Origin of the sequence: Nocardiopsis alba, assembly GCF_000710955.1 — a bacterium.
Taxonomy (GTDB): domain Bacteria; phylum Actinomycetota; class Actinomycetes; order Streptosporangiales; family Streptosporangiaceae; genus Nocardiopsis; species Nocardiopsis alba.
This window is the reverse complement of record NZ_BAZE01000013.1, coordinates 161459-185015: the sequence shown is the minus strand read 5'-3', so window position 1 is coordinate 185015 and position 23557 is coordinate 161459. Positions and strand designations below refer to the sequence as shown.

General features: G+C 70.5%; 20 protein-coding genes. 8 read left to right on the top strand and 12 right to left on the bottom strand.

What is annotated here, in order from left to right:
• Positions 1 to 47: 47 nt before the first annotated feature.
• Entirely contained in the window at positions 48 to 3476 is a 3429-nt protein-coding gene (locus TR33_RS22040; protein WP_042285177.1) for a phosphodiester glycosidase family protein, read from the bottom strand.
• Between the two features lie 262 nt (positions 3477 to 3738).
• Positions 3739 to 4188, bottom strand: coding sequence for a hypothetical protein (locus TR33_RS22035; RefSeq protein ID WP_017533727.1), 450 nt, complete (start codon positions 4186 to 4188; stop codon positions 3739 to 3741).
• 84 nt (positions 4189 to 4272) lie between these two features.
• On the opposite strand from TR33_RS22035, the gene TR33_RS22030 reads away from it, so the two are divergent.
• From TR33_RS22030 to TR33_RS22005, 6 genes are all read left to right on the top strand, one after another.
• Positions 4273 to 5016 carry a DsbA family protein gene (locus TR33_RS22030; protein WP_042285174.1) on the top strand — a complete coding sequence of 248 codons (744 nt, stop codon included), beginning with the start codon at positions 4273 to 4275 and terminating at the stop codon, positions 5014 to 5016.
• Positions 5017 to 5020: 4 nt separating this feature from the next.
• Positions 5021 to 5908: a cytochrome c biogenesis CcdA family protein gene (locus tag TR33_RS22025; RefSeq protein WP_017533725.1), complete on the top strand. Its 888-nt coding sequence runs from the start codon at positions 5021 to 5023 to the stop codon at positions 5906 to 5908.
• A gap of 2 nt (positions 5909 to 5910) precedes the next feature.
• Positions 5911 to 7149: an outer membrane protein assembly factor BamB family protein gene (locus TR33_RS22020; RefSeq protein WP_042285215.1), complete on the top strand. Its 1239-nt coding sequence runs from the start codon at positions 5911 to 5913 to the stop codon at positions 7147 to 7149.
• 28 nt (positions 7150 to 7177) lie between these two features.
• Positions 7178 to 7573: a BlaI/MecI/CopY family transcriptional regulator gene (locus TR33_RS22015; RefSeq protein WP_017533723.1), complete on the top strand. Its 396-nt coding sequence runs from the start codon at positions 7178 to 7180 to the stop codon at positions 7571 to 7573.
• A complete protein-coding gene (locus tag TR33_RS22010; RefSeq protein WP_017533722.1) occupies positions 7570 to 8514 on the top strand; it encodes a M56 family metallopeptidase in 945 nt (314 codons plus the stop codon). The genes TR33_RS22015 and TR33_RS22010 overlap by 4 nt, the downstream gene beginning before the upstream one ends.
• 79 nt (positions 8515 to 8593) lie before the next feature.
• On the top strand, positions 8594 to 9091 hold the full coding sequence (locus tag TR33_RS22005) for a hypothetical protein (protein WP_017533721.1): 498 nt from the start codon (positions 8594 to 8596) through the stop codon (positions 9089 to 9091).
• Positions 9092 to 9151: 60 nt separating this feature from the next.
• Here the strand turns inward: TR33_RS22005 and TR33_RS22000 are convergent, their stop codons facing one another.
• The 5 genes from TR33_RS22000 to TR33_RS21980 form a co-directional block, all read right to left on the bottom strand.
• Positions 9152 to 9601: a thioesterase family protein gene (locus tag TR33_RS22000; protein ID WP_017533720.1), complete on the bottom strand. Its 450-nt coding sequence runs from the start codon at positions 9599 to 9601 to the stop codon at positions 9152 to 9154.
• Entirely contained in the window at positions 9598 to 10587 is a 990-nt protein-coding gene (locus TR33_RS21995; protein ID WP_042285170.1) for a 3-hydroxyacyl-CoA dehydrogenase NAD-binding domain-containing protein, read from the bottom strand. Before TR33_RS21995 ends, TR33_RS22000 begins: the two co-directional genes overlap by 4 nt.
• 31 nt (positions 10588 to 10618) lie before the next feature.
• The gene (locus TR33_RS21990; protein WP_017533718.1) at positions 10619 to 11521 is read right to left on the bottom strand and encodes a beta-keto acid cleavage family enzyme; all 903 of its coding nucleotides are present in this window, start codon (positions 11519 to 11521) and stop codon (positions 10619 to 10621) included.
• 87 nt (positions 11522 to 11608) lie between these two features.
• Positions 11609 to 12514 (bottom strand): TetR/AcrR family transcriptional regulator, encoded by a 906-nt coding sequence (locus TR33_RS21985; RefSeq protein ID WP_017533717.1) that lies wholly within the window; start codon positions 12512 to 12514, stop codon positions 11609 to 11611.
• A gap of 295 nt (positions 12515 to 12809) precedes the next feature.
• Positions 12810 to 13730, bottom strand: coding sequence for an alpha/beta fold hydrolase (locus TR33_RS21980; protein ID WP_017533716.1), 921 nt, complete (start codon positions 13728 to 13730; stop codon positions 12810 to 12812).
• A gap of 82 nt (positions 13731 to 13812) precedes the next feature.
• Between TR33_RS21980 and TR33_RS21975 the strand changes: the two genes are divergently transcribed.
• Both TR33_RS21975 and TR33_RS21970 read left to right on the top strand, forming a co-directional pair.
• The gene (locus TR33_RS21975) at positions 13813 to 14502 is read left to right on the top strand and encodes a TetR/AcrR family transcriptional regulator (RefSeq protein ID WP_017533715.1); all 690 of its coding nucleotides are present in this window, start codon (positions 13813 to 13815) and stop codon (positions 14500 to 14502) included.
• Between the two features lie 217 nt (positions 14503 to 14719).
• The gene (locus TR33_RS21970) at positions 14720 to 16456 is read left to right on the top strand and encodes an outer membrane protein assembly factor BamB family protein (RefSeq protein WP_017533714.1); all 1737 of its coding nucleotides are present in this window, start codon (positions 14720 to 14722) and stop codon (positions 16454 to 16456) included.
• Positions 16457 to 16552: 96 nt separating this feature from the next.
• Here TR33_RS21970 and TR33_RS21965 read toward each other — a convergent pair whose 3' ends face one another.
• The 5 genes from TR33_RS21965 to TR33_RS21945 all read right to left on the bottom strand — a co-directional run bounded on the left by TR33_RS21965 (position 16553) and on the right by TR33_RS21945 (position 23501).
• Positions 16553 to 18391, bottom strand: a complete 1839-nt coding sequence (locus TR33_RS21965; RefSeq protein WP_017533713.1) for a calcineurin-like phosphoesterase C-terminal domain-containing protein — start codon at positions 18389 to 18391, stop codon at positions 16553 to 16555.
• A gap of 301 nt (positions 18392 to 18692) precedes the next feature.
• Entirely contained in the window at positions 18693 to 19520 is an 828-nt protein-coding gene (locus TR33_RS21960) for a peptidoglycan recognition protein family protein (RefSeq protein WP_042285167.1), read from the bottom strand.
• A gap of 514 nt (positions 19521 to 20034) precedes the next feature.
• Positions 20035 to 21018 (bottom strand): permease prefix domain 1-containing protein, encoded by a 984-nt coding sequence (locus tag TR33_RS21955; RefSeq protein ID WP_042285165.1) that lies wholly within the window; start codon positions 21016 to 21018, stop codon positions 20035 to 20037.
• Positions 21005 to 21355 carry a PadR family transcriptional regulator gene (locus TR33_RS21950; RefSeq protein ID WP_014910919.1) on the bottom strand — a complete coding sequence of 117 codons (351 nt, stop codon included), beginning with the start codon at positions 21353 to 21355 and terminating at the stop codon, positions 21005 to 21007. The genes TR33_RS21955 and TR33_RS21950 overlap by 14 nt, the downstream gene beginning before the upstream one ends.
• 130 nt (positions 21356 to 21485) lie before the next feature.
• Positions 21486 to 23501, bottom strand: coding sequence for a PQQ-binding-like beta-propeller repeat protein (locus TR33_RS21945; RefSeq protein ID WP_234305921.1), 2016 nt, complete (start codon positions 23499 to 23501; stop codon positions 21486 to 21488).
• Between the last annotated feature and the right edge of the window lie 56 nt (positions 23502 to 23557).

The window sequence follows — 23557 nt, the reverse complement described above, 5'->3', positions numbered from 1 at the left end:
CCGGGCCCTCCGGTGGGGTCACCGGAGGGCACGGGGCGGGTCAGGCCTCAGGTCAGGTCGATGGTGACCCGCTCGGTGACGCCGTTCACGGTGACGGAGAGGTCGACGGTGGCCGCCCTCAAGGCGTCGAACCGGCCCGTCGCCGGGTCGAAGGAGGCGGCGTGCTCCTCCCCGGCCTCGTCGGCCGGGCCGATGTGGACGTCGTCGGAGCCGGACCAGTCCGCGCTCACCGGGTAGGCGACCGGGACCGCGCTCCCGTCATTGTCCACCGTGGCGGTGATATCGGCCTGTTCGCCCACCGCGACCGAGGCCGGGGCGTCGAGTTCCAGACCGTCCACGTGGGGACGCAGTTCGGTCCGCACCCAGTCCCGCGAGGCGGCGCCGTCGGTGTCGATCCCCCACAGGGACCAGCCGGTGAAGCCGCCGTCGGCGGGGCCGGTCGAGGGGTTCTTGCCGGCGTTGCCGTTGATGACGTAGGGCACCCCGTCCACCCGGTCGGCGTGGAACATGCCCGCGTGCGCTCCGATGAACGCCGCGCCCTTGCCGCTGTCGGCCTGGAAGTCGGCCAGCCAGTTCTCGACGGCGGTGGCCTCCTTGCGGTCCGCCAGTTCGCTCGCCCTGGAGGGGGACGGGTCGCGGAAGGGCACGTGCTGGGCGACGACGACCGAGGTCACGGAGGGGTCCTCGGCCGCGGAGTCGAGCTCCTCGCGCAGCAGGGGCAGTTGTGACCAGTCGCTGGACCGGTACGAGAGCCGAGCCGTGTTCAGGAGGATGAACCTGGTGCCGTGGTGGTCGACCACCCGGTGGGGCTCCCCGAAGGCCTCCCGGAAGTTGTCCAGAGTGCCCTCGGACACCTCGTGGTTGCCCGGAACGTAGTAGTAGGGGAGCTCACCCTCCAACTCCTCGTCGAGGATGGTCCGGGCCAGGGCGAAGTCCTCCGGCGCGGCCTCGTCGACGAGGTCTCCGTTGATGATGAGGAACTCGGCGTCGCTGTCGCGGATCTCTCGGAGCGCCCGCCGGGTGTAGGCGACGATCTCGCTGTCGGGGTCGCGGGCGACGAACTGCGCGTCGGACAGGACGGCGAACCGCCAGTCCTGGTCGGCCACGGCCGTTCCGGAGGCCACCACGGGGTCGACGACCGGTTCGGTGGGCGGCACGTCGATCGGGGGCGGCACCATCGCCGTCAGTTCGTCGAGGATCACCTCGCCCCGGTAGCTCGCGTCCGGTTCGGTCTCGGCGAAGTAGAGGCGCCGCAGCGACAGCGGGTACTGCGTGCCCGGCGGGACCTCGAAGACCAGCTCCCGCCACCCCTCCTCGTCGAGGTATCCGGCGCGCAGGGCGGGCAGCAGTTGGCCGGCGCCGTCCCAGACCTGGAGGCTGGCCCACTCTCCGTTCCCCTCGGTACGCACCTGGGCGCGCAGTTCCTGCGGCTGTCCGGGGATCTCCAGTCGCCCGCCGGGCGGCAGGGCGCCTCCGGTGCGGGTCCCGGTCGAGGTGGTGAAGTCGTAGGTCAGGCCCACCGCCTTGCCGTCCCGGCCCTCGGCGACCGTGACGTCCCCGTCGGCGCGTTCGCCGAAGTAGGTCCAGTCGGCGGCGTCCTCGAAGTCGGCGACGACGACCTCCTCCAGTCCGACGGTGATCGCCATGGTCGTCTCGACGTCGCCGACCCGGACCGCGGCGAGGGTGGAACCGCTGTCGGTGGCGGCGGTGATCTCGAATCGTCCGTCCTCGGTCACCGAGACCCGGGCGACGCTCTCGTCGACGGACAGCTCGACGTCGGCCGGTTCGATCGGCGCGGCGAACCCCTGGGCGTCGTAGCCGGTCACCTCGACCACGGTGGACGCGTCGGCGTCGGCCAGTCCGACCCGTTCGGGGGTGGTCTCGATCCGGGCGAGGTCGCCCAGAACGGTCAGCTCGATCTCGCCTCTGGCGCGCAGTTTACTCGCGGTGACGGTGGCGATACCGGTCGTATGGGCGGTGAACACGCCCTCGCGGTCCACCAGACCGACCCGGCCGTCGTCGGAGCGCCAGTTCGGAACGCCCTCGGCCGGGCCGAAGGTCTCGTCGTGACCGAACGCGGTGAGCGTGCGGGTCAGTCCGGGGAAGACCCGGTCGGGGCGGCTCGGGGCGACGTAGCCGGAGCCCGCGGCGCGTTCGGGTTCGATCCGCGTCTCGACCCAGAAACCGTCGAGTCGTCCACTGCCCTCGGGGGCGAACAGCGCGAGTCCGTTGGGGACGAGTCGTTCCGCGCCGTCCGAGGGGCGGTTCTCGACCCGTACCCGCTCCGAGCCGGGGGTTCTCGCCACCATGGTGGTCGACCCGCCCCCGTCGAGGTTGAGCGCGGTGTGCGCGCCGGCATCGACCATCATCTCGCCCAGCTCGTCGAGGCCCACGCCTTCGGAGAAGGAGGGCTGGCGGCCGTCGACGCTGAGCAGGTACATCCGCGAGCCGTCCTCGGAGAACCCGATCGCCGTGCGCGGGGCGCCCGGGGTGTTGTTACCTTCGGAGGCCCGCTGGACCTCGCCGTCGACGACGAGCATCTGACGGCCGTTGAGGGCGGCGTGGATCTCCTGGTCCTCGGCGGCCCGGGCCTCGTAGTCGATGCCGACCGCGTCGCCCACGGTCAGATCGGAGAGGGCGGTCGCACCGTCCTCACGGCCGACCAGGACGAAGGTGTCGTCGGGGATCTCCCCTTCTCGCGGTCGGTCCACGATCTCGGTGACGACGCCGTCGGCGACCACCACCTCCAGTGTCTCCGCGGCGCCTTCGACCGCCCGGCAGCGGCAGTGGTCGCCCCACAGCGGGGTGAACGCGGCGATCTCGCCGGCGCCCAGCGCCGGTTTGTTGATCGCGTCCAGAGACGGCGTCTCTCCGGTCGGCAGGTCGATGGTGCCCTCGAAGAACACCTCGCCGATGGAGCCGAGTCCGTCCGGGGTGAAGATCACCGAGGAGCCGGCGTACTCGCCGGGCATCGGGGACTGGATCAGCTCGCCGTCGCGCACCGCCACCCCCTGCGGGGCTCCGGAGGCGTTGATGTCGAAGAAGTCGCCGTTCACCGCGGCGACCGCGCCGACGCGGTCGGCCTGGGCGCTCAGGGGTTCGCGGTCGGTCACCCGGCCGGGGAACAGGTAGTCGACGCCGACGCCGCCGGTGAGGTCGGTGGTCAGCAGGTCGCCCTGCAACCAGGTGGGGTTCCCGGTGTAGCCGTCCGGCCCGTAGGAGTCGAACGATCTCAGGGTGACGCCGGGGGCGACCGGACGTTCGGACTCGAACGTCTCCAATCGAGGGGCGGGAGCGTCGTCCCGGGCCACCGAGCCCTCCGGGGGGACCTCGACGTTCTCGCTGAAGGCGGTGTGGTCGCGTGGATCGTCGTCCGCGGCGGCCGTACCGACGGCCGGGGGGAGGGTGAGGATCAAGGCGCAACCCGCGGCCACGACCGCACTCGCGCGTGAACGGATCGACCACCGGCGTTTCATGGGAAGCCTCCGGGCGGCTGGGGGAGCCTTACGCGTGAACTTCTATCAGCCGACCGGGCGGTTGTGTAGGAGGTGAAGGATCCCCGATTTCCGCGCGGCTCCCGAGCCGGAATCGTGCACGTGAGCTCTCGACCTGCGGATACGCGCCGCACGCGAGGTGCGCGAAGGAGGTGAGGAAGGTCCCCTCCCCTCTCCACATTTCACCTGGGGACAGCCCATTGGTCATGAGGAATCCGATCACGCGCGACGTGGAGCGAACGGTTCAGGGCGTGGGCAGCGGACAGGACTCGGCGGCGCGCAGGCGGGAGGCGAGCGCCCACGCGGAGAGCGCCAGGCCCGCGACCGCGAGCAGAGGTTGGAGCGGCGCGAACCAGGTCATGGCCCCGTTGGCGCCCAACGCCAGGAGCACGAGCTTGTTGCAGACCGGACAGCCGATCGCGAACCAGGCCAGGGCGGCCCCGACGATCCCCTTGCCCCGGCCTCGATCGACGTCCTCCGTCGCCGGTCCCGTCGCGCCGCGGACGTAGGTCGCCGCCACCAGGCCGGTCAGGACCGAGGCCGCCGCCCACACCGGATAGGACCACCACGTCGGATCGACCTCCCTGGAGAACAGCCCGTTCGGGACGAGGACGGCCGGAACCCCCAGGAGCAGCAGGGTCGCGGCCGTTCCGATCGCCGCGACGGTCCACTCTCGACGCCCCCATGAGCGCATACGTCCCCCTCTTCCTCGAACACCTCGGCAGCATTTTCTATCCTCCATAGAATACTCTCTATGCAAGATAGAAAGAAGGTGCCCATGTCGAGCCGGACCAAGAGCCGCTCCAACATGCCCCTGATCGTGGCCGGTGCCGTACTGCTCGCCTTCGTCCTGGCGGTGACCATCGGCATCGCCCTGGAGGACGGGGACCCCGAGGGGGACGCCTCCGACGTCCAGGTCTCGGGCGGCTCCGGCGAGGACCACGTCGGCGAGGAACAGCGAGCGTGGGGAGAGACCCTGGCCAGGCGCGAGGCCGAGGACCCCGGCGCCATGGGGGCCGTCGACGCGCCCGTGGTGGTGGTGGCCTACTCGGACTTCGCCTGCCCCTTCTGCGCCGCCTGGGCCCACGAGACCCAACCCGAACTGGTCGAACGCTACGTCGACTCCGGGGACCTGCGCATCGAATGGCGCGAGTTCCCCTACCTGGGCGATCTGTCCCGCGAGCTCTCCCTCGGCGCTCTGGCCGCCGCCGAACAGGACGCCTTCTGGGAGTACCAGGAGACGGTCTTCGCGCACCAGGAGGAACTGAAGTCGTCCTCGGACCCCGACGCGCTCCTCCGAGAGCTCGTCGAGGAGAGCGGCCTGGACCCGGAGCGTTTCGAGGAGGCCCTGGACGACGAGAGCCTGCCGGCCAGGGTCGACGCCGACTTCCTCGAAGGCCAACGGATCGGTGTCTCCGGCACCCCGGCCTTCATCGTCAACGGGGACCCCGTGATGGGGGCCCAGCCGCTGCCGGTGTTCGTCGAGAGCATCGAGTCCGCCCTGAACGCCGCGGAGGGGTGAACCCATGGACATCGGTCTCCTGGCGGCGACGGCGGGCGGGGTGCTGGCCCTGTTCAGCCCGTGCAGCGCCCTTCTGTTGCCCTCGTTCTTCGCCTACGCCTTCCGGAACCCGGGGCACCTGCTGCTCCACACCGGCATCTTCTACATCGGCCTGTGCCTGACCCTGATCCCGTTCGGGGCGGGATCGGCCATGGTCAGCGTCCTGTTCTACGGGCACAGGGAGACGCTCATCGGCATCGCCGGCGGCGTCATCATCGCCTTCGGAATCATCCAGATCCTGGGGTGGGGCTACACCTGGGGTCCTCTGGCCCGGGCCCAGTCGCGTTTCGCCTCGGGGCGCGGACGTCTGTCGGTCCTCGGGCTCGGGGCGGTCTACGGTCTGGCCGGCTTCTGCTCCGGACCGATCCTGGGGGCGGTGCTGACCGTCGCGGCCACCGGGACCCCGGCGCGCGGCATGCTGTTGATGGCCGCCTACGCCCTGGGCATGGTCCTTCCCATGTTCCTCCTGGCCCTGGGATGGGACCGGTTCGACCTGGGACGCCGTCGCTGGTTGCGCGGCCGTTCCCTGCGCGTGGGTCCGTTGACCACGCACACCACGGCCGTGCTGAGCGGCGCCCTGTTCATCGGGGTCGGGGTGATCTTCCTGGTCTTCGACGGCACCGCGTCCATGAGCGGCCTTCCGGGGATGCGGTGGTTGGAGGAGGTCGCCTACCGGGCTCAGGAACCTCTGTCCCGGCTGGGGAGCACGACCGACGTCATCGCTCTGGTCCTGGTGGCGGTCCTGCTCGGCGCACTGGCGTTGTTCGCCCGGCGCGGCGGCGCGAGCGCCTCCGACGACGCCAGGACGACGGACCGCGACCCGAGCGCGCGCGAGACCTCGGAAGGGGAGTGATCGTGCCCTCGAACGCGGGCCGCGCGGTGGTCTTGGCGGTGACGCTGCTGGTGGGCGCGTGCGCGCCGCCCGGTACGGAGGACGCCGCCGTGCGGCTCGTGGACGATCCGGCCCTTCCCCCGCCCGAGGTCTCCGTCTCCCCTCCCCCGCCGCTCCGGGGAGAGCCCCTGTGGACGGCGCCGTTCACCTCCGAACCCAAGGCCGCCGGGTCGATGTTCATCGGCGTGGCCCAGGGGTCGGCGGGCGAACGGCTCCGGTTCCTGGCCGTCGACGCCGAGGGCCGGACCAGGTGGGCGGCCGAACGCGACCCGGAGTGCACCGGGTTCGCCATCGCCCACGACCCTCGGGACGGCTCGGAACCGGTGGTCCTGCTCGACAAGGAGAAGGACCCCGAGGGAGGTCTTCTCGCCACCGTGACCACGGCCTCGGCCTTCGACCCCGACGACGGCGGGCGCGTATGGGGCCCCGTGGACGTTCCGGGCACCCTGGTGGGGCCGGGGCTGATCTTCGCGGCCGTGCAGGGCAGCGTCATGAGCGACCGCACCGGCCCCAAGGTCGCGCTCGACCCGGCGACCGGCTCGGTGATCGCGGACGAGGAACGGGGGGAGACACCCCTGCACGAGTATCGCGGCATGGTCCTGACCCGGAGCGCGGACACCCTCCGGACGATCGACTCCACCGGCGGTACCCTGTGGGAGCACACCGACCTGGAGATACCTCCCCTCTGGGAGGAACCGGGGGTCCGCGTCGGCCCCGGCCCCCGTCCCACCGACGGGGCCACCGCGGCCGTGGCCCTCGAGTGGACGTCGGAGGCCGATGGGATCCTGGGATACTCGGTGCACGACCTGGCCACGGGGCACCTCCTGCTCACGCTCGCGGAGTCCCGGACCCCCGTGCTCTTGGACGCCGGGCGGGGACGGACGGTGGCCGTCGCCTCCCCCGTCGACGAACCCGAGAGCCGGTACGCGTTCAGGCTCGACGACGCGGGAGAGGCACCCGTTCGGCTGGGGCGAGTGGAAGATGACGAACGACCGCGGGCCCTGGTGGCCTCCACTCTGTATCTCGCGGGCGAAGGCTCTTACCGGGCCCTCGACGTGAGAACGGGTGAGGCCGGGGAGAGGTGGCGGGACGCGAGGGAACCTCCCGTGGCCGCCCTCGAGGACGGTCCGGCCATCATGGGTGTGGAGACCACCGATCGGACCCGGGTGTTCACCGCCCTGGCCACCGATCGAACACGATGATCGACCATGGACCACCACTTCGAGGACGATGGGCTCGACACCGATGAACGCCAACCCGATCCCCGGACTCGGATCCTTGGAATCCGAGGTCATGTCCGCCCTGTGGCGATCCCGAGAGCCGCTCAGCGTGCGCGAGGTGATCGAGTCGCTGAGCGGCCGGGACCCCGCCTACACCACGATCTCCACCGTTCTGGAGAACCTGCGCCGCAAGGGATGGGTGGAGCGTGAACGCGTCGGACGGCTGTGGTTCTACCGCCCTATGAGGGACCGCAACTCCCTCGCCGCCGACCGTATGCGGGGTGCCCTGGACGACAGCGGGGACGCCCGCGAGGCGCTTCTGCTGTTCGTCGACCGTATGGACCCGAACGACCTCGACGTTCTCCGTGAACTGCTCGCCGACGTCCCCCGAGACGAGGACGCATGACCTGGTCCCTGCTCGCCGTGGTCGGGCTGATCGCCTGGAGTCTGTACGGGCATCGGTTCCTCCGGGCCTTCCACCACCGGCACAGGGCCTCGCCCCGGGTCATGCTCGGTCTCTGGTGTCTGGGCATCGCCTCCTGGGCGTCGACCTGCGTGGTCCTCGCGGGCGCCCTGGCGAGCCAGGTCATGGGCCCTGGGGTGAAGGCGCTGATCGCCGCCTGCCTGAACCTGGTACAGGCGATCGACGCCAACGACGCCGGGGCGGGTCTGATCGTGATCGCGGGCACCTCCGCTCTCGCCCTGACCCGGTTGGGCTGGGTGGCCGTGCGCCGACGTCGGAAACGGAACCACTGGTTGATCCGGCATCGGCGCTGGCTCCTCTCCCAGGCGAGCAGGCGCACGATCGACCGCGAGGACTTCTGGCTGGTGCGCGACCCCCGACCACGCGCCTACTGTCTCCCGGGGCGGGGAGAGGACATCGTGGTCAGTGTCGGCGGTCTGGAGCGCCTCACCCGGCGAGAGCTCCAGGCCGTCCTGGCCCATGAGCGCGCCCACCTGCGAGGACGCCACCACCTCCTGACCGCTTGGGCACGACTGCTGGACCGCGCCTTTCCCGGGGTGCCCCTTCTCGCCGCGGCCTCCGTGGAGATCTCCGAACTGGTCGAGTGGGTCGCGGACGACCACGCGGCCCGGGAGGTGAGCCCCAACGCGCTGGCACACGCCCTGGGCAGGATGGCGGCTCCGGAAGGGGCTCCGGACCCGACCCTGTCCATCGGCGGTGCCTGCCCTGTGCGCCGTGTTCGGCGCCAGATAGCCCCGAACGAACCTCCGGCCGGTGCCGCCCTCACCCTTCTGGCCGTGGTGTCGACGGCCGCGCCCCTGGTGTTGGCGGTGGCGGCCGTGGTCCTCAACGTGGCCCTGCCCCACTGCGAATGCGTCGGTTGAGACCGCGGCGGGCGTACCCGGCCTCGCGGGGGTCTTCGTAGACTCTCTCGAAAACGGAACATCGAGAGAAGGGCGCCCCGTGATCCCCCAGGCGCGCAACACCGCGGGCACGAGAGCCATACCCGACGTCATCCGCGACCCCCGGCAGTGGTGGTGGGGGATCCAAGGCGGGAACCCGGAGGCCGCCGCCCAGGACCTGCGCGACCTCCGCGCGGGCCTTCCGTTGAGGGCCGTCGCCCATCTGGAGGCCGAACACCGCTACCGGCAGGGCCTGCTCATCATGCGCTTCGGGGCCGCCGAGCCGCTCACCTGGCGCCGGTATCGACCGTTCCGGAGCTACGCGGAGCCCATCCCGATCCCCTCCCCCATCGAGATCCTCGGGCTCAGGGCTCCCAGGCTCCTCCGACCACGGGAATACGGCCTCGCCGGTTCGTGCATCCTCGATCTCCGCTCGGGTGCCCTGAAATGGCGGCTGGCCGTGGTCGCCATCGACGTTCCCGTCGTCATCGCCGCCCTGACCGAGGCGGAGTCCTGGGCCCCCGGTGCCTCGACGGAGACCCCCGACCCCCGGGTCTGAGGCGTTCGGGCCGGAGGAGGGTGCCGCCGTGGCGCGACCACGGCGGCGCCCTCCCGCGCCTCAGCCGATGGCGCGTCCCGCGTAGTCGGGGGCGGGCTCGGCGAGGGCCCTGATCCGATCGGCGACCTCATCGGGGAAGGGCACCGTACGCCCCTCCCCCTGATCGACGTGGAGAGTCATGAGCTCCTCGGTGGCCGCCAGGACGTCACCGACCCACATCTCGTGGCAGATCCGCGCCTTCTTGAGTCCGGGACCGGCGGTGCCCGGGTCGATCACCCGGGTGTGGACCTCGACCTCGGCGTCGGCGGCGACCTCCCTCAGGTACCGGACGTGCGCCTCGACCGTGTACAGCGAACATCCCGTGCGTTCGCGGTAGGCGGCGTCCAGGCCGATCCGGTCCATCAGGGCGTCGGTCGCGAAACCGAAGATCAGGACGTAGTACGCCTCGCTGAGATGGCCGTTGTAGTCGATCCACTCAGGGAGGAGCCGCTGGACGAGGGGCGCGCTCACGCGGTCCCCTCCGCCCGCTCGGCGGCCTCCGCGCGTTCGACCTCTTCGAGGGCGCGGGCCACGGCGATGAGGCGACGGTCGCGCTGGGCGATCAGCTCGGCGGTGGAACGCCCCGCCACGACCTCGTCGGTGCCCGCCACCATGCGGTCGCGCAGCTCGGTGGTGAGCTCGGGGGCCTCGAGGCGGGTCCACGGCGACTTCAACGAAGGGCCGAAGTGGTCGAGCATGTGCGCCATGCCGCCCTCTCCCCCGGCCAGGTGGAAGGTCAGGCAGGGGCCGAAGAAGGCCCAGCGCAGTCCGGGCCCGCTGGTCATCGCCAGGTCGATCTGCTCGACGGTGGCCTCGCCCTCGGCGACCATGTGCAGCGCCTCGCGCCAGGCGGCCTCCTGGATCCGGTTGCCGATGAAGCCGGGGAGCTCGCGGTCCATGCCGATCACCGACTTGCCGGCGATCCGGTAGAAGTCGCAGGCCCAGTCCACGGCCCACCGTTCGGTCCGCTCGCCGCCGACGACCTCGACCAGGGGGACGAGGTAGGGCGGGTTGAACGGGTGGCCGACCACCAGCCGCTCGGGTGTCCGGGCGCTCCCCTGCATCTCGCTCATGCTGTAGCCGGAGGTGGAGGAGCCGATGACCACGCCCTCGGGGGTGGCGGCGTCGATCTCGGCCAACAGGTCGATCTTCAGGTCGAGGCGCTCGGGCGCGCTCTCCTGGACGAAGTCGGCGTCGGCGACCGCCTCGGCCAGGGTGGCGGCGACGCTCAGGTTCTCCATGGAGGCGCCTTCGGCCAGGCCGAGGCTCTCCAGGGCGGGCCAGGCGGCGGAGACCAGGTCGCGCAGGCGTTCCTCGGCGTTCGGCGCCGGGTCCCAGGCGACCACCCGGTAGCCGCGGCCCAGGAAGTGGGCGACCCAGCCGCCTCCGATGACGCCCGCTCCGATACAGGCGACCGTGCGCACGGCCTCGGGGGCGACTCTCGCGTTCTCTGTCATGGTGCTCCTCAAGGAGTGGGCGGTGCGGGGGTCAGGAGGCGGCGCTGCGCAGCTTGAGCATCGCGCGGGTCTCGTCGGGGGTGGCGACCCGGGCGCCGAGCTGCTCGATGATGTTCACGGCCTTCTCGGTGAGCTGCCCGTTGGTGGCCTTCACCCCGCGGCTGAGGTAGAGGTTGTCCTCCAGACCCACCCGGGCGTGCCCGCCGAGCAGCACCGACTGCGCCACCCAGGGCATCTGCCCGCGACCGATGGAGAAGCTCGCCCACTGCGCGCCCTCGGGGAGCATGTTCACCATCGACATGAGGACGCCCGGGTCGGCCGGGGCCCCGTAGGGGATGCCCGTGCAGAGCTGGAACATGGTCGGGTCGTCGATGAGGCCCTCGGCGTGCATGGTCTTGGCGAACCACAGCTGGCCGGTGTCGAAGATCTCCAGCTCCGGACGGACGCCCAGCTCCTGGATGCGCTTGGCGCCGGCGCGCAGCATGTCCGGGGTGGAGATGTAGACCTGGCTGCCGTCGCCGAAGTTGAGGCTGCCGCAGTCCAGGGTGCAGATGTCGGGCAGCAGCTCCTCGACGTGGGGCAGTCGGTCCAGCCCGTTGACGAGGTCGGTGCCCTCCTCGAAGAGGAGCGGGTCGTCCTGACCGATCACCAGGTCGCCGCCCATGCCGGCGGTGAGGTTGATGACGATGTCGACGCCGGTCTGGCGGATGCGGTCGACGACCTCCCGGTAGAGGGCGTTGTCGCGCGAGGGGGCGCCGGTCTCGGGGTCCCGGACGTGGATGTGCACCGCGCTGGCGCCGGCCTCGGCGGCCTCGACCGCGGAGGCGGCGATCTGCTTCGGGGTCACCGGAACGTGCTCGCTCCGGCCCACGGTGTCGCCGGCACCGGTGAGTGCGCAGGTCAGGATGGGTTTGAGGTTCATGGTGTCGCTCATGGCGAGGCTCCGTCTCTTCGCGGGGACATGGGTGGCGGGGCAGGGTCGGGTCAGGTCCGAGACCGGTCGGGGTACGGGCCCGAGGGGTCAGGAGGAGGTGCGGGGCATGCGGTCGGCCAGGAGGTCCTGATCGATGACCGAGCGCAGGGTGGCGCGCATGTGGTCGACGGACCGGCCGGGCATCCCGGTCAGGACCTGGATGCCCAGTCCGTCGATGAGGGCGGTGAGACGCCGGGTGGTCTCCTCGACGTCGAAGTCGCCGAAGACCCCGCGCTCTCGCCCTTCGCTCAGGGTGAGGGCGATGGTCTCGTGCCAGCGCCGGTAGGAATCGGCGTGCAGCGCGCGCATCCGGGGGTCGAGCGCGGCGGCCGTCCAGATCTGGAGCCAGACCGACCATTCGAGGCGCAGCCGTTCGGAGGCGGGCAGTTGCAGTTCGATGAGCCGGAGCAGCCGCTCGTACGGGTCCTCGATGGTGTGCAGACCGGCGACCTGCCGGTCGAAGGCCTGCTTGACCGAGTGGCGCAGGGCCTCCACGAGGAGGTCGTTCAGGGTCGGGAAGTGGTAGTGGACGGTGGCGCTGGAGGTTCCGCAGGCGCGGGCCACCTGGGCGACGCGGACCGAGTGGTATCCGTGCTCGGCGATGAGCGTCCACGCGGCCTCGATGATCTGCAACCGGCGGTTGTGCTCCTTGGCGGCCGTGGGCCGGTCCGCGAGGCCCGGGGGCGGCGGTCGCACGGCCGAGGAGTCACGGGGCGGCACCGAGACCGTCTCGGCGTCGTCCTGGCCGTTGAGCAGCCAGTTGACGGTCACCCCGGTCTCGTCGGCGATCCCGGCCAGTTCCCGGGCGGTGAAGCGTCGGGTCCCGGTCAGGGACTTGGAGAGTTTGCTGGGGTCGATGCCGAGTCGCTCCGCGAACCGTCTCTGGGAAAGTCCGGATCGGCGGATCGCCTCTCGGGCCCTACCGCGCACGTCGTCGGTCGCGTCATCGCTCACGAGAGTGAACGTAACAACGCCATGGCGATTTTCGCAATGTTCCGTTGCGATCGGGCACGGAGACACGGCGCCCGAGCGAACGCGAAGAGACCCATGTCTTCGCAGGTGAATGGGGAATTTAGGTGAAGAAGGGGCAGGGTCGTCGCGGCCTTCGGTACGACTGACCGATCAGTAGATCGCAACACGAACGCGGCCGATCCCTCCCCGGCTCTCGTCATCGTTCCCGGAAAGGACGACGGCCACACCGCCCGTCCCCCCCGGGGTGGGAGAGGGGGCTCCCGACCCGCCCCGAGGGTCAGCGGGAACCGGAGGAGGCGGGCGCCTCGTCGGCCAGGCCCCGGATCAGTTCGGCGACGGGCCGACGCGCGAACCCCGGAACGTCGTGGCCGACCCCGGGCAGGACGACCGGTCGCGCCCCGGGCACCCTGGAGGCGATGTCGGCGGCCGCGCGCGGCCGGATCAGCGGATCGTCCTGGCCGTGGATCACCAGTGTGGGCACCGTGATGGCGTCGATCCCCGGCCCGTGCCACTGGGCGCCGATCTGCCGACTGTGCGCGAGGTTGTCACGGCTGCCGTGGTCGACGAGGCGTTCGGCCCTCTCGCGCGCCTCCTCCTCGTCGAAGGGGCGCCGGGAGGAGGCGCAGAACCGGGCGATGTCGAGGCTCCCCTGGATCGCCCCCTCCCTGGTGGCGGGGTGGTTCCAGCGAACGAGCCGGGCCATGGAGAAGAGGTTGATGTAGCGCAGCAGCCCCGGGCCCGACACGTCGGCGGGGACCGCGGCCATCGAGGTCAGGGTGCGGACCCGATCCGGGTGTCCGATGGCGACGCGTTGCGCGATGGCCCCGCCGAGGGAGATCCCGAAGACGTGCGCCGACCCCCATCCGAGCTCGTCCATGACCGCGATGGCGTCGTCGGCCATGTCCTCGGCCGTGTAGGCGTCGCCGCGGCGCCTCATCAGGGCGGTGAAGGGTTTGCGGGTCCTGACGGGCAGCAGGTACGTCGATTCACCGGAGTCGCGGTTGTCGTAACGGGCGACGGAGAAACCCTGTTCGGCCAGCGCTCGGCACAGGTCGTCCGGCCACCACTGCCGGTTGATGCCCATACCCATGATGAGCAGGATCGGGTCTCCTCCGTTCTCCTCCCCCCAGGTGTCGAAGGCCAGTCGAACCTCGCCGTTCCGGGCCCACCGGACGGGACTCCACGTTCGTCGGTCCATGGTCGCTCTCCCTTCAATACTGCGATCACTGTTCTCAGTATTAGGATAGGGGACCGTCGTGGCAAGGGGAACAGGGGGGCCGATGGCCGAGGGACCGACGAGCGTATGGAGCCGTCCCGAACGGGGCGCGCGGGGCCCCGCGCCGGAGCGCAGCCGCGAACAGCTCACCGCCGCCGCGATCGAACTGGCCGACGAGGGCGGCCTCGCCGCCGTGTCGATGCGACAGGTCGCCCGAAGACTGGGCACCGGCCCCGCCTCGCTGTACCGCTACATCTCCGCCCGGGACGACCTCCTCGACCTCATGGCCGACGCCGTCACCGGGGAGATCGACCTCGACGCGCCGATGAGCGGCGACCCGGTCGAGGACCTGGCCGCCCTGGCCGGCCGGGCCAAGGAGGTCCACCTGCGCCACCCGTGGCTGCTCGACCTGCCGACGGAGCCCACCGTGGGGCCTCGCGGCATGGACTACCTGGAGCATGCCCTCCGCGCCCTGGAACCGACCTCCCTGCCCCAGGCGTCCCGTCTGGAGATCATCGGGCTGGTGAACGGGCTGGTGACGCTGTTCGCGCGCACCGAACTCCAGCGCCGGAACACGCCCGACGGTCCCGGGCGCGCTCGCACGTCCTACCTGGCCACCGCGACCGAGGAACGCCACCCGCTCATCGCGGCGGCGCTGGCGGCGAGTCCCGGCACCGAGGCGTCCCAGGACACCCACGTGCTGTTCGAACGGATGGTGCGCCGGGTGCTCACCGGCCTCGTCGAACTCCCCTGAAGTAGGGGGCGGCCCTCCTCTCCGGAAGACGGGCCTCGTATCCTCGGCTCTCCCCGAACCAGGCGGCTCGTCGACGCGTCGAAAGGGAACAGCGTCTCCCCGGCCCGAGGTCGTAGGGCGCACCGGAAGCCCCCGAGAACGAAAAGTCGATATGGCCCCGCATCCCCCTCCCACTCCACGTTGGAAGACCCTCCTCACCGTCCCTTCACTCCTACACGTGACCGCCCTCGCCCCGGGCCTCTTCGCCCTGATGTGGGTGCTCACCGGGTTCCCGCTCCTCGTCACAGGGGCGGGGGCGATGGTGGCACTCGGCCTCGTGGCGCTCCAAGCGCTGCGCCCTGACGGGGACCCGCTCCTCCCGGTGCCCGGGATCGTGGCCGTCCTGAGCGGGATCGTCCTGTTCGGCGCCATGAGCGCGGCGGCCTATATCGCCTGGCCCCCGCCGTGGTCGCTCTGCTTCATCGCCCTCCTCCTGGTCGACGTTCTGTTCCGAATCGGCCGTTGGAAAGCCCTGACCACGGGCGGACGGGGGCGAAAGGGCGAGCTCACCTCCCGGACGGCGATCATCGCCGTGACGGTGGTGGTACTGGCCGGTCTGCTCTCCCCTCTGTACTCCTCCCGAGCCGCCGATGCGGCTCTGTGCGCACGGCCCGCGGTCGCGCGGGGGGCGTCCGATGCCTGGCCCGACGGGGAACCACTCCGGGGAGGCGATGACCCACCGCGCAACCCCGGCATGCTCGATCGGGCCCGAGCGTTCGAGGGCAATGCCGCCTTCGGTGAAGCGGCCTGGTGGCTCCCCCTCTGGGGCGGTGTGACCACCGGGAACCGCACATCGGTGGTTCTGAACGGTGTTCGGGGCTTCGGTGTCTACGAGGCCGAGGACGGACGGGTCCGGTGGACGTTCGACATCAAAGAGGAACTGTTCGGCGTGGAGGGCCGGGGCGGCGCCCGGACCATCCATTCGGGCCGGGTGAAGGCGGTGGGCGATGTCCTGCTCGTACGTCTTCACGACGATGGGGCGGACGATCCTCGTGAAGCCCTGCTCGCCTTGGACATGGAGACCGGGCGTCGACTCTGGTGCGCCCCCGGGGTCACGGACCTCCTGGCCGACCCCGAGAGTGCCGACCGGATCGTCGTGTTCGACGGCGCGTGGAGGATCCTCGACACGGGCGACGGACGCGAGATCGCCACTATCGACACCGAGACGACATCCCTGAGCGAGGAGACCTTTCCGAACGCCGACCTCACCCCGCTCACCGCTCTCGGGGGCGGCAGGTTCGTCCTCGCCGAGGGACCCGCGGTGGCCGTCTACGACACGATCGACGGCGCACTCGTCCATGACCGGCTCCTCGAAGAACCACCGGCTCACCCCGCCCCCGGGACCGGGCACGCGGTGTACAACATCGTCACGCACGAGACCGCGACCGTGTTCGAGGTGTCGGCCTTCGACGGTCATCGTGCCGACCGCGAGTTCGCCTCCACCGAGCTCATCGCCTTCGGCCCCGGCGGAGAAGAGCTGTGGCGGAAGAACGATCTCGAGGGAGGGCGCCATGCGTCGATCACCCTCGGTTCCTATAGCCGTGGCGACGCGGTCCGGACCTTCGGGGACCTGTTCTGGCGCGAACCCGGAGGTGTGGACATCTCCGATGGCACCTTCGCCTGGACGATCGAGGATCGGGTCCACCTGAGCATCGACCGTGGACACCAGGTGCGCGGCGGCCTCCTGTTCGGGGCGAACGAGCTCCATCAGGTCATCGCGATCGACTCCCGGAGCGGTGAGGTCCACCCCTCCCCTTACACGGTGCCCGACCCGACCGAGCGGGAGGAGAGACTCCTTCGCGGGATCGACCACATCGCCACCCCGGCCGGAGACGTCTTCACCACTTCCGGGACCCTCCTTCCCGGAAGCCACGGGATCACCGTCCTGTTCGGACTCCCGGAGGGTTCGAACTGAGGAGACGTGTCGACCGGCGTGCGAGGACCCCGCACACCGTGGACGCGACGAGGGGCCGCCACCCCGATGGTGGCGGCCCCTCTCCCAGGTGGGCGACTAACGTTCGTCGACGACCTCGAAGACCAGGGTGTCGGTGAACGCGCGACCGTAGGAGTCGGTCGCGGTGACCTCGGCGGTGTGCTCACCGAGATCGAGATCCTCGTCCAGGTCGAAGCGCCACAGGTGCATCGTCCGGTCGGCGAGGCTGCCGCCGTGGACCAGCTGTTGGGCGACCGCGTACGGGTCGGAGTACTCGACACCGACGTTGACGGCCTCGCCCTCCATCCGCTGGGTGCGCACCGCCTCCTCGACGGGCCCGCCGTCGATGGACACCTCCACCGTCGACCCGGTGGAGCCGAGGAAGAAGTTGGTGGTCAGCCAGCTGCCGTCGGCCAGGTCGTCCCGGTCCAGCGCCAGGGGCGCGTCCAACTCGGGGGCCTCGCCCACGGGGTCGTCGTTCCATTCCCGACGCTCGTCGAACCACGCGCGGTAGGTCGGACTGTTGATGCCCAGTTGCGTCTGCACGTCGTCGGACTCGCCGGTGACGGTGTAGCGCTCCTGGAAGTCGGACCCCTCGATGTCGAGCGTCACCACGCCGGGACGGCCGCCGTCACGACCGATCGCCGTCGGGTAGCCCTCCTCACCGACCTCGCCGGAGTACCAGTCGCCGGAGATCGCGCCCACGGTGATGTGCGGGAAGGGCAGACCCTCGATACCGAAGAGGTCGCGCCAGCCCTCGACGTCGTCACCGGTCCTCATGTTCTCGATGCTGTGGCTGTGACCGGCCACGGACACCGCCTCGCGGCCCTCCAGCAGTTCGTGCACGCGGGCGACCTGGTCGACCTGGTGCACCGCCGAGCCCTCGTCTGCGTAGTTGAGCAGGGCGATGTGGCCGGCCACGACGACCAGCTTGTCGGGGTCGACGTTCTCCAGGTCGCTTTCGAGCCACGCCAGCTGGTCGTCGCCGATCCGACCGTTGTAGGAGGGGCTGCCCTCCGGGTCGGAGCAGTGCTCCTCGATGCCCTCGGGGCTGTCGTCGGCGGCCACGCACGGATAGTCGACGGTGTTCAACGCGATCACGTGCACGTCGCCGACGTCGTAGGAGTAGTACGCCGGGGCGAGCCGAGCGCGGAAGGTGTCGAAGGAGTGCTCGGCGCTCGGAGCGTCGAAGTCGAGGTCGTGGTTGCCGGGCAGGAAGCGGGCCGGCCCGTTGGTCTCTCCGACCAGCTCCTTGATCGCGGGGTAGAGGGACAGATCGTCGCCGACGACGTCGCCCACGAACAGCGTGCCGCAGCCGGCGTAGTCGTCGCGCTCGGACAGGTCCTTGATGGCCCCGGCCCGGGCGTACTCGATCTCCTCCTCGTCGTAGGTCTGGAGGTCGCCGGCGATGACGCAGTTCTGTTCGGCCTTCGCGGTCTCCTCACTCTCGACGACGGGGAAGTTGAGCTCGGCCGGTAGCGGGCCGGTCGGCTCGATCCCGCCGTAGCGCAGGTCGGGAGAGCCCTCGGGAAGGTGGTTGTAGTGGAACTGGGGGATGTTGTACTCGTCCAGGGGCACCTGGTAACCCGCCGGCTGGGTGATCGACACGGTCATGTTGTCGAACACGGGCAGGCTGTAACGGCCCTCGTCGTCGGTGAGCGTCACGTCGCGGCCGTTGGTGACCATGACGTCGGCCAGGCCGGTCTCGTCCTCGTCACCGGTACCGTCCCGGTTCTCGTCGACGAACACCCGACCGGTGAGGGTCGAGTCGTCGGTGGGGCCGTCGGCGTCGCGGACGACCTCGACCTGACCTCGGTAGACGGACTCCTCCGAGTCCTTGGTCGGGGCCGCCGCGGCCGGAGCGAGCACCGTCGTCACGGAGCCCGCGAGGGTCACGGCCAGGGCCGCGACGATCATCGTGCGAGGGCGCGGGGGGTTCCACGTCCGCGTGTGTCGTGAGTGTGTCGTTGGCATGGGGATCGCCTCCGATACGGGGGTATCGCCGGCCGGGGGACCGGCGGTAGGCAACCCTCGTCGACGGGGCTGAACACGACCCCAGGCGTCGACCAACGCTCGGACACCGTCCGGTGACGTCTGGTGGTCGAGTGGGGCCCGTGTGACACGCGAAAGGGCGGTGCCCACCGGGGGATGGTGGGCACCGCCGTCGAGAGGTGAGAGGAGAACGTGGAACGGGGGTACGTCCTCCTCCGCCTCCGCTCTACCGGGAGAAGTCGTCCTCTCCCCTGGTCGGGCCGTGGTAGAACTCGCGCTCCGGCTCGTTGTCCGGGACGGCCGGATAGGTCGGGCCGTTCTCGTCCGGCTCGTGCCGGGCGGCGGCGATCGGGATGTCGTGGGCCAGCATGGTCTGGGCGACCCTGTTGCGCAGGTCGGGGAGCATCGAGTAGAGGACGTCTCCGGGGCAGGCCGTGGCGTTGAAGTCCCGGTGCCCCAGGATGGCGCTCTGCGGGTTGAGGCCGTAGGCGCCGCACAGCCACGCCAGGGTCTGCACCAGGGTGTTCGTCAGGGCCTGAGTGGGGCTCGCGCTCGTGTAGGTGCCCTCGTTCTCGATGCCGATGCAGGTGTTGTTGTTATTGGCCACGTGGGCGCCGACGACGTGCTGCCGGGCGGCGATGGACTCCGGCGTGCGATCGCGGCCCTCCATGAGGTGGCCGCCGCGGCTGATGGTGAGCTGCTGCCCCGTGTCGATCCAGCCGTTGGAGTCCATGTGGTAGTTCTGGATCGACTTGGACAGGGCCAGGGCGTGGTCCAGCGTGTAGTTGGTGCTGTTGGCCGTCGCGGTGTGGTGGACCACGATGTAGCGGGGCGGGGCGGCCAGCACCTGGATCGGGCCGCTCGGCGGGCGGGCGTTCCAGGCGCCGCGCCAGTACAGCTCGGGTTGTGCGATCCGTGCGACGTCGGTGGCGTCGACGGGCTGGGCCGAGGCGCTCGTGGCTCCGAACGCGCCGAGCGCGACGGCGCCCGAGGCGATGGCGGCTCCGCGCAGGATGGCGCGTCGGTCCAGACCCGATCCGGGGTTCTCGGTCATGGGGGATCCTTCGTGGCTCGCGGGGTTACTTGCCAGTCATAAAAGAACATGGACCCCGCACGGCGCGCAAAGGGTGGTGGCCCGGATTTCCATGGCCGATTCCGGTCAGAGAATGAACCGGCCACCCCCATGGGAAAACGGTTCCCCTTGTTGTATAGGAGAAAATCGAAAGAAGGGGAGGACCACCCCTCACCACCTGTAACGATTCATCCCACCCTCCCTCGAAGGGGAAAGATGGGACCTTTCCTCTCTAGAGATCCGAATCCCGGATCAATCCGTAATTCGGACGCCACACTCAGGACACGCGCCGTTCTCCACCGATTCCGAAACCCGTGCCGCGAATGCCCATGGGTCGCACCTTCGAGAAAAAAGACCGCGTACCGTTCGGAACGGTAAATCCGTTCCTCGAAAGAAGACGGTCCGTCGAAGCCGGGGCACACGCCCGCGGCCCGGCGCGCCCCTCGACCCCGGGGGCGCGCCGGGCCGTCCGTTCGCGAGCGGAAGGACCGACGGGTCAGGCCTTGGTCGTGTCCCGACGGTGACCGCGCAGGCGGTCCGCGATGTCCCAGACCGCGATGACGATCACCAGGGCGGCGAGGAGGTCGTTCGAGATCGTCAGGTCGATCATGCCGCCGAACACCTCGGAGAGACGCTCGGACAGGTCGGAGACGATCAACCGGTCCTGGATCAGCAGGTACACGGTCACCAGCGCGCCGGTGGCGGTGACCAGGACATCGATCACCGAGAGCCCCGAGGCCCACCGACCGACCCGCCAGGCCGCCAGGGCGGTGACGGCCCCGGCCGCCAAGGTCCCGATGAGCAGGACCTTCCAGGCCAGACCGAGCCCGGGGTCCAGGACCTGGATCTGGGAACCGGGGTCGGAGACACCGGAGAACTGCCAGACGAGGAGGGCGATCATGGCGGCCTCGAGGGCCACACGGGCGACGGTCCCCGGCAGACCGACCCGCCCGCCGGGAACGTCGACGTCCAACCGGTCGGGGTCCCAGGCGGTCAGGGGCAGGTCACGCCGGTCGGCGGGGCGCACCCGCTCGATGACCGCGAACACCAGGGTCGTCCAAAAGGCGACGTGCACCGTCACCGTCACCAGGACGACGGCCGCCTCGACGCCGATCTCGCCGAGGCCACCGGCGCCGGACTCGAATCGGTCCACGAACAACAGGGCCAGGGCGAGCGGGGCCAGGATCGCGAGCAGCGCTCTCAGCAGTCGCACGTAGTCGGGATACAGCGCGGGCCCGATCAAGTGACGGGGGAGCTCTCCGTACTCGCGGGCGAGCGTCTCGGGGTCGCCGAGTTCGGTGAGCGCCTCACGCTCCGCCGTCGCGGGGTCGTTCCCCGCCTCGATCCCGGCCTCCACACGGTCCCGGATGGAGGCGCGCAGTTCCCGGGCCACGTCGGGGCCGGCCTCCGCCCCAAGGTGGCGTGTGACGGTCCAGACGTAACGGTCGGTCAGGGTGGTCTCGGTCTTACGGTCGTCCATCGGGGTCCTCTTCCATGAGAGCTCGAATCGAGCCGTCGAGGGCACGCCACTCCCCCATCAGCGCGTCGCGCAGTTCCTCACCGTCCGGACCGACCTTGTAGAACTTGCGCGGTCGGGCCTCGTCGGTGTTCCACTCGCTGGTCAACAGCCCCTGTTTCTCCAGGCGCCGCAGAAGCGGGTAGAGCGTGTTGCCGTCCACCGAGAAACCCGCCTTCTCCAGGGTCTCGAGCAGTGCGTAGCCGTAGTGGGGGCGGCCGAGGATGGCCAGGCAGGCGAGCACGACCGTGCCGCGCCTCAGCTCCTGAACATGTCCGGCCCAACGCTCATCATCCAGCATGTGTCACACGATAGTGTGCGACACACACTATCGTCAATGGCACACCCTCCAATGAGAAGAACGGGCTCCTTCGGCCTCGCCCCTCGCGGGGACGGGGGTCGAAGGAGCCCGTTCGAGAGGGCCGCCCCGATCAGCGCAGGGCGACGATCGGCGTTCGGGTCGGTTCGGGGGCCTCCCCTCCTCCCACGACCATCTCCTCCGCCGCCCCCATCCGTCCCGCGACCCAGGGGGACGCGAACGTCCCACCGGGCACGAGCAACAGCGCCCCGGGGACCGGCAGGAAGGACGGCTCCCCCATCTCGTCGAGCCCCTCCTCGCCGACGCCCCACAGGGAGATCGTGTCGGTCCCGCCCGCGAGGTCGGTGACCTCCACCCTCGGCCCATGGCCGCCCCCGGGCGAGGTGTCCGAGGTCCGGTACCGGCTCAGACCGTAGGCGCAGACCGCGGAGCCCGCCGTCATGAGGCAGCCATCGCTCTCATGGGTCAGGTCGACCAGCCGTTCGGGCTCCCCCGAGGAACCGAACCCCACTCTCTCCAGGCGGACGCCCGTCCCGTCGTTCGGACGCCCGACCCTCGCGTAGTAGGCGTCCTCGTCGAACCCCACCGGTTCCTCGGCGAAGGGGTCCGGCCGATCGCCGTCCTCAGGGGGTGTGAAGGGGACGTCCCGCTCCTCCTCCAGTACCTCCCCGGTCGTCGCGTCCAACACGAACAGACCCTCGTACCAGGTGTCGGCACGGCTCACCAGGACACGGTCGCCCCGGTCGTCGAAGTCCCGGTGGGAGAAGAGATCGCCCTCCCCGGCCTCCCCGCGGTCCTCCGCGGGGGCCTGGATCGACCCCCGGCTCTCCCCCGCGACCCGGAGCGCGGGCGGCTTCTCGACGTCCTCGCCCGCCTCCCACTCGTGCCGCCACCGTTCCCGCCCGGTGTCGACCTCCCAGGCGGCCACGGCCATCCGGTCCGGGCAGCCGTCCTCGTCCTCACAGTCCTCCTCGCCGCGAGGGATCGAGCAGAGCCGGGAGGTCAGCACCAGGTCGCCCACGAGCGCCGTCCGATCCCACTCTCCGGCCCCTCGATCGACGCAGTCCTCCTCCTCGGGGAGGGTCCACGCCGTCTCCCAGGTCTCCAGGTCGTAGGCGGTCGCGTACCCCTCCTCCGAACCGAAGGGGACGCTCCGTTCCTCACCCCCGACGGAGAGCAGGAGGTCGTCGGTCATGTGCGCGAGCACCGGCGGCAGATCCTCCACATCGCCCGACTCGGCGGGGACGACCGACAGCGGACGGTCGGTGTCCACGTCGTCGCCCGTCCCCGCGTAGACCTCGACGACGCCCTCCCCCGCCTCGGTGTCGAAGAACGGGGCGAGGGTGCGTTCGTCGACGATCTCCCCGGTGCCGGCGTCCAGACGGAGGAACTCGACCCCGACGCCTCCCTCCAGGTGATGGGCGTGGGGCAGCGCGAAGGCCATGGCGACGGTCGTGCCCTCCGGACCCACCCCGGCCCGAAGGGTGTGGCCGGGACGCCGATGACGCCACAGCTCCTCCCCGGTCTCGCCGTCCAGGAGCAGACCGCCGTCCACCAGCCGCACGAAGACCCCGCGCTCCACCGCCAGCGCCCCCGCGGGAACGAGGTCGTCCTCCGGCGACCACTGCCAGGCGACCTCGGAGACCGATTCCGGAACGGAGGGAGCCGCGCCCTCGAGAGGAGCCGCCGTGGTGTGCTCGATGAGCCGCGCACCGACCTCGTCCGCGATCGGTCGGACCATCACCATGGCCAGGACGACCGCCAAGGACGCGGCCCCGGCTCCGACCAGTGACGAAGGCCTCCGCCAGAGCCCCTTCCCTCCGACCGGGACCACGGCATAGAGGACGGACCCCAGGGTGACGGCCACCATGCCGATCCAGAGCCAGAGGTCACCGAGACCGTACGCCCAGTGGTCCGCCCGTTCGTCGCGCAGGTACTCGAACACCCACAGCGGCCGGAGCGCGTACACGAGCCCCGTTCCGGAGACCGCGGAGAGGACCGCCAGAGCCCGTCTGACCCCGCGTTCCCCTATTCCGGCGGCGGCCATCGGGGCCAGCACCACGACCCCGGTCATGAAGACCACCAGAAGGAAGCCCACGATGGGGGTCCGCTCGGTCAGTTCGGCCATATCGGAACGGGTCGAGAGGTTCACACCCGTGAAGAGGCAGATCAACCCCGCGAAAA

Bases quoted from the DNA above. Each gene is read 5' to 3' on its own strand.
- TR33_RS21960 (WP_042285167.1), bottom strand. From the start codon at position 19,520: ATGACCGAGAACCCCGGATCGGGTCTGGACCGACGCGCCATCCTGCGC.
- TR33_RS22035 (WP_017533727.1), bottom strand. From the start codon at position 4,188: ATGCGCTCATGGGGGCGTCGAGAGTGGACCGTCGCGGCGATCGGAACG.
- TR33_RS21945 (WP_234305921.1), bottom strand. From the start codon at position 23,501: ATGGCCGAACTGACCGAGCGGACCCCCATCGTGGGCTTCCTTCTGGTG.
- TR33_RS21955 (WP_042285165.1), bottom strand. From the start codon at position 21,018: ATGGACGACCGTAAGACCGAGACCACCCTGACCGACCGTTACGTCTGG.
- TR33_RS22015 (WP_017533723.1), top strand. From the start codon at position 7,178: ATGGGCTCGACACCGATGAACGCCAACCCGATCCCCGGACTCGGATCC.
- TR33_RS22040 (WP_042285177.1), bottom strand. From the start codon at position 3,476: ATGAAACGCCGGTGGTCGATCCGTTCACGCGCGAGTGCGGTCGTGGCC.
- TR33_RS21965 (WP_017533713.1), bottom strand. From the start codon at position 18,391: ATGATCGTCGCGGCCCTGGCCGTGACCCTCGCGGGCTCCGTGACGACG.
- TR33_RS21950 (WP_014910919.1), bottom strand. From the start codon at position 21,355: ATGCTGGATGATGAGCGTTGGGCCGGACATGTTCAGGAGCTGAGGCGC.
- TR33_RS21975 (WP_017533715.1), top strand. From the start codon at position 13,813: ATGGCCGAGGGACCGACGAGCGTATGGAGCCGTCCCGAACGGGGCGCG.
- TR33_RS22025 (WP_017533725.1), top strand. From the start codon at position 5,021: ATGGACATCGGTCTCCTGGCGGCGACGGCGGGCGGGGTGCTGGCCCTG.
- TR33_RS21980 (WP_017533716.1), bottom strand. From the start codon at position 13,730: ATGGACCGACGAACGTGGAGTCCCGTCCGGTGGGCCCGGAACGGCGAG.
- TR33_RS22030 (WP_042285174.1), top strand. From the start codon at position 4,273: ATGTCGAGCCGGACCAAGAGCCGCTCCAACATGCCCCTGATCGTGGCC.
- TR33_RS21990 (WP_017533718.1), bottom strand. From the start codon at position 11,521: ATGAGCGACACCATGAACCTCAAACCCATCCTGACCTGCGCACTCACC.
- TR33_RS22010 (WP_017533722.1), top strand. From the start codon at position 7,570: ATGACCTGGTCCCTGCTCGCCGTGGTCGGGCTGATCGCCTGGAGTCTG.
- TR33_RS21995 (WP_042285170.1), bottom strand. From the start codon at position 10,587: ATGACAGAGAACGCGAGAGTCGCCCCCGAGGCCGTGCGCACGGTCGCC.